The 5651-nt window shown below is 48.5% G+C and carries 5 protein-coding genes; 2 read left to right on the top strand and 3 right to left on the bottom strand.

All coding sequences use genetic code 11. From position 1 onward, the window contains the following. The 3 genes from Q0140_RS01325 to secA form a co-directional block, all read right to left on the bottom strand. A partial coding sequence (locus tag Q0140_RS01325; RefSeq protein ID WP_297960848.1) for an ABC transporter permease occupies positions 1-1157 on the bottom strand: 1157 nt, incomplete at its 3' end. A 350-nt stretch (positions 1158-1507) separates the two neighbouring features. Continuing rightward, complete coding sequence (locus Q0140_RS01320) at positions 1508-1711, bottom strand: hypothetical protein (RefSeq protein WP_297960846.1); 204 nt, start codon at positions 1709-1711, stop codon at positions 1508-1510. Positions 1712-1930: 219 nt separating this feature from the next. Beyond that, on the bottom strand, positions 1931-4549 hold the full coding sequence (gene secA, locus Q0140_RS01315) for a preprotein translocase subunit SecA (protein WP_297960843.1): 2619 nt from the start codon (positions 4547-4549) through the stop codon (positions 1931-1933). A 120-nt stretch (positions 4550-4669) separates the two neighbouring features. On the opposite strand from secA, the gene lolA reads away from it, so the two are divergent. Together lolA and Q0140_RS01305 are read left to right on the top strand one after the other, a co-directional pair. Further along, positions 4670-5182, top strand: coding sequence for a LolA-like outer membrane lipoprotein chaperone (lolA, locus tag Q0140_RS01310; protein WP_297960840.1), 513 nt, complete (start codon positions 4670-4672; stop codon positions 5180-5182). A gap of 6 nt (positions 5183-5188) precedes the next feature. Then, positions 5189-5651: low molecular weight protein-tyrosine-phosphatase (locus Q0140_RS01305; RefSeq protein WP_297960837.1), on the top strand; the 463-nt coding region annotated here is incomplete at its 3' end.

Here is a 5651-nt window from a genome sequence, read left to right as displayed (position 1 = left end):
TGCGTGGCTTTTTTGGCCGGGTACCACGACGAAAGCGCCACGATAAGCACCGCGCCGATTAAAATCATCGCCAAATCGCCTAGCGAGAGCTCCATCGGCAGCTTCGAGCTTCCGTAAACATCGGCGGGCAGATTTACGATGTCGAAGCTTCCGAGCAGCCACACGCCGAATAAGCCCAAAATAAGCCCGAATATGATGCCGCCGCCGCCGATCGTGGCTCCGAGCGCAAAAAAGGTTCGCTTAACCTCCTTTTTGCTGGCACCCAGGCTAAGTAAAAGCGCGATCTCTTGGCGGCGGTTCATCACGGTCATCAGAAGCGAACTTACGATATTTAGGCTTGCGACTAGGATTATTAGCATCAGCACGATGAAAAGCGCGCGCTTTTCAAGCGCAAGGGCGCTGAAAAAATTGCCGTTTTGCTGCCACCAGCCCACGGCGCTAGCGCCGCCTGGAAGGCTTTTTTTAATGCGCTCCAGATCCTTAAACGGATCGTTTGAAAAAACATGCACGCCGTCGAATGTCCCCTCGTCGTAGCCTAAAATTTTGGCTAGATCGCTCGCGTCCGCGTAGGAATACGCCTTGTCGTAGGCGATCAGCCCGGAGCTAAAATCCGCGCGCACGTCAAAGCGCTTCATCTTAGGGATCAGCGCAAAGCCGCCCGGATCGCTCTTCGTAAAGATCATCGTGATCTTACTGCCATCATCCAGCATAAATTCGTCCTTGATCCCGCGCCCTATCATGATGCCGTAATCCGTTAGATTGGCGTCTTTGGCGCCTGCCGCGACGACCGAGTTAATCCTCTTTTCATCGTTTAAATTTACGCCGAAAATCAGCCCGCCCTCGAGCTTCTCGCCGCTTTTGGCGATGACTTGCGAGCTAATGTAAGGACTAAAGATCAGATCGGGAAAGTCCGCCCGCAGTCCCTCCACGTCGTCTTTTGAAATACCGCCGCGAAAATGGCTGTGGATCGTGATCGGGTAGTTCATCGTAAAGAGCTTGCGCTCGAATTCTTTATCAAAGCCGTTCATTATCGCCATCGCGACGATCAGCACCGTAAGTCCCACGCCCACGCCCAAGAACGCAAGCAGCGCCGAAAGCGTAATGAAGGGCTGAGAGCGATCGAATCTGAGATATTTGAATAATAAATACTTTACCAAAAAGCCGTCCTTGTAAAATTTCACATAAAATTTAGCGCTAAATTCTATGTGAAATTTTAAGTATTTTGGAATTTTAAAATTTCAAAGAATGAGTTGTGTGCCTCCAAATATGAAAGCTTCAGCCGGCTTTGAAAATTTAAAATCGCACAGAAATCTATTTATACGCAATGAAATTTGCCCCCAAGAGATATGGATACGGCAAATCAAACAGATCGTCTTGCCGAGGCTTCGGAATTCTAAACTCAAATTCTAAATTTTAAAATTTCAAACGCCTCGAAATTTTAAAATTTTAGAAATTTTAAAATTTTTTAGAATTTTGAAATTCTTAAAATTTAAAAAGCGGATTTCGCTTAAAAAGCTCGTCCGCAGTCGCATAAATTTAAAATTTCAAATGCCGCGCAGTGGCCTAGCCGCGCACTAAATTTAAGTATCACGCGCTGATTGGCTTGCGTTTTGCCGCACGGTGCGACGCAACAGCGCTGCGAAAACAAGTAGCCAAAGACACCAAATGCGCTTTGAAATTTTAAAATTTCAAAATTAAAATTCTGCCCCATCGCGCAGCTTTGCTCACCGTCCGCGCGGCCTCACAATCAAGCTCTTTTAAAATTTCTGTCCACGCCTCCTAGCGATCGAGCCCCTTTAAAATTTTATGACGCTCTCGCCCGCGACATATCCGCTGAACACAGAAGCAAAGCAAGATCGAAAAGCGCCGATCGCGTAATACTCGCAATCGAAATCACCGATCGCGCGATATTTACGACCGATCGTCGCGCTTACCTTGCAAAGCCGCCTTTTTTCGGACCGCCCTTGCCGTGGCAGTCTTTGTATTTTTTGCCGCTGCCGCAAGGGCAAGGATCGTTTCGCTTAGGCTTTTTGTCGCCAAACTCATCGGGGCCCTTTAGCTGTGCTTCATTCGTGCTTGCGGCGGCGAGTTCTTTGGCGTTTGAGCTCTCCATGCGCTCCTGCATCGCACGCTGCTCGGCTTCTATCTCCTCCCTAGATTTAAACTGGATCGAATGCAGCAAGCGGATGCTATCGGATTTGAGGCGCATTACAAGCTCCATAAAAAGATTGTAGCTCTCTTTTTTATACTCCGTAAGCGGGTCTTTGTGGTTGTAGCCGCGAAGTCCGATGCCCGCCTTTAGGATATCCATCTGATACAGATGCTCCCGCCAGTCGCGATCGACGATCTGCAGATAAAGCATCTTTTCGATACTTTTGCGCTGCTGCGGATCGATCGGCGCCATCTTGTTTTCATACGAAACGGCAAGCGCGCCGATGATCTTTTCTTTCAGCTCTTTGAAATCATCGACCTTCTCAAGCTCGCTGTTTTCGAGCACCTCGCCCGTTTCTTGAGCGATTTTGGCGACGATCGGGAATTTATCGACCTCTTTGATATTTACGCCGTCGAAAATTTCAAGCTCCTCAAGCACGCTAGAGATGTACTCCTCGCGGTTTTGAATGATTTTATCTTTCAGATCGTAGTCGGGATCCAAAAGCTCGTTGCGATATTTATAGATCGTCTTGCGCTGCTCGTTTGCGACGTCGTCGTATTCTAGGATATTTTTACGCGCTTCAAAATGCAAGCTCTCGACCTTTTTCTGCGCGTTCTCTACTGCGCGCGAAACCATGCCTGATTCGATATGCTCGCCGTCTTTCAAACCCAAGCGATCCATGATATTTTTAATCTTGTCGCTGCCAAAAATTCTAAGCAGATTATCCTCCAAGCTTAAGAAAAATCTACTCTCGCCGGGATCGCCCTGACGTCCACTTCGTCCGCGGAGCTGATTATCAATGCGGCGGCTTTCGTGGCGCTCGGTACCTAAAATATATAGCCCGCCCAAAGCGCGCACTTCATCGTCTATGCGGATATCCACGCCGCGTCCCGCCATATTCGTAGCGATCGTTACGGCGCCCTTTACGCCCGCGTCTTTGATAATCTGCGCTTCACGCTCGTGATTTTTGGCGTTTAGCACGGAGTGCGCGATGTTTTCTTTGACCAAAAGCTCGTGCAGCTTCTCGCTCTTTTCAATCGACGCCGTACCCACTAGCACGGGCTGACCTTTAGAATTTAGCCGCTTGATCTCATTTATGACGGCGTCAAATTTCTCGCGCTCGGTCTTGTAGATAAGATCGTTTTGATCCTTTCTGATGACCGGTACATTCGTAGGGATCGAGACCACTTCGAGTTTGTAAATTTGAGCAAATTCCGTCGCCTCCGTCTGCGCCGTACCCGTCATACCGGCGAGTTTTTCGTAAAGACGGAAGTAGTTTTGAAAGGTAATGTCGGCAAGAGTTTGGCTCTCCTCCTGGATCTGCACGCCCTCTTTAGCTTCAAGAGCCTGGTGCAAGCCTTCGCTGAATCTGCGACCCTCGCTTAGACGCCCCGTAAATTCATCCACGATTATGACCTGCCCATCGCGCACGACGTAGTGCACATCCTTTTCAAATAGATAATTCGCCTTAAGTGCTTGATCAAGGTAGTGGCTAAGCACGGCATTTTCGAGACTATAGAGGTTATCGACGCCAAAAAGCTTCTCGGCTTTTGAAATTCCTGCCTCCGTGATCAAAACGGCGCGGTTCTTCTCATCTACGGTAAAATCACCCGTAGCTTTGCCTTTTGGATCGGCTGGCGCCTCGCCGCGGATCATTTGGCGAGCTACTTCGTTTGCCTTGATGTAGCCGTCTAGAGTGCGGTTCGTAGGACCTGAGATGATAAGTGGCGTTCGTGCTTCGTCGATTAAAATACTATCAACTTCATCGACGATTACGAAATGATGCCCACGCTGTACCTTTTCATCCGCGCTAAATTTCATATTATCGCGCAGATAATCAAAGCCGAACTCGTTGTTTGTGCCGTACGTAATATCGCACGCGTATGCAGCCTTGCGCTTGGCGTCGTCGTATTCGCCGCCCACGATCACACCGGTACTAAGCCCTAAAAATTCATATAGCTCGCCCATCTGCGCGGCATCGCGCTTAGCTAAGTAGTCGTTTACGGTCACGACATGCACGCCCTTGCCCTCCATCGCATTTAGCACTACTGCCAAGGTCGCTACGAGGGTCTTTCCTTCGCCCGTTTTCATCTCGGCAATCGCGCCGTCGTTTAGCACCAAACCGCCTATCAGCTGAACGTCGAAGTGGCGCATATTTAGCACTCTTTTGCCCGCCTCTCGCACGATAGCAAACACTTCATTAAGCACGTCATCCGTGCTCTTTTCGCCCGCGCGAACTTGCGCTCTTAACGCTTCAAATTCCGCCTTAAGCGCCGCATCGTCCATCGACGCGTAGTTTTCCTCGAGCGCACTGATCTGCGCTGCGCGCTTGGCGTATTGTTTGACGATCCTATCGTTTTTAGTACCAAAAATCCCGTGGATGACCTTTTTAAACATCTCAAACCTTAGTTTTAAAATTTTAACCGCGCATATTAACATATTTTTAGTTTCTATTTAATTAAATCCTAGAAAAACGGCTATAATACGCGCAAATTTCCAAAAATAAAGGCAAAATTTATGAAAAAAACTCTTATTTCTTTAGCAACAAGCTGCATTTTTGCATTCGCAAGCGGGATAGAATTCAACACTCTGAGCGCAAATTTTTCGCAAACCGTGCAGAGCGACGATGCGAAAATCAGCTACGGCGGCGATTTTAGCGCCACAAAAGAGCACGCCGTGTGGCATTACAAGACCCCTACGATAAAAAATATATTTTTTAGCTTCACAAAGGTCGTCGTAATCGAGCCCGAACTCGAGCAAGCTATCATCACGAATATCAAAGAAACGCCGAATTTAACGGCGATCTTAGCGAACGCAAAACCCAATAAAAAGGGCGTTTATGAGGCGAGCTTCGACGACGTGAAATATCTAATCGAGCTAAAAGGTGATCTGCCGAGCAAGATCAGCTACACCGACAAAATGGATAATAAAGTCGTCATCAATCTAAGCAACGTCCGCAAAAACGCGCCGGTGAATGAGGCGATCTTTAAGCCCGCAATCCCGAAAAACTACGACATCATCACGCAGTAGGCGCGTGTGAGGCTACTTTTCGTCTGTCACGGCAATATCTGCCGCTCGCCGATGGCACAGTCCGTGATGCAAAATTTCATTAATCAAAGCAGCCTAGATGCGCGCGTGAGCGTGGATTCTGCGGCGACGCACGCCGACGAGATCGGCTCGCCGCCCTACTATGAGACGCAGCGCGTGCTAAAAGAGCAAAAGGTGCCGCTCGTAGCGCATCGCGCCGTGCAGGTCACTCCCGCAGACTACGAGCGCTACGATCTCATTCTTTGCATGGATGATGAAAATATGCGCTCGCTGGGGCGAATTTTTCGCGGCAAGGATATGGCTAAGGTAAAATTTCTTTTGGAATTTGCAGGGGAAAATTTTACAGACTGCGATGCGCGAAATTTTAAAGGCGCGCTAAAACAAACCGCCTTAAATTTAAAAATTGCCAACTCAAATTTAACCGCCTCCAAACACCTACAAATCGCCGACC

Source organism: uncultured Campylobacter sp., assembly GCF_938045405.1.
Classification (GTDB): domain Bacteria; phylum Campylobacterota; class Campylobacteria; order Campylobacterales; family Campylobacteraceae; genus Campylobacter_B.
The sequence above is the reverse complement of the archived record's forward strand: the minus strand, read 5'-3'. Positions and strand labels throughout refer to the sequence as shown.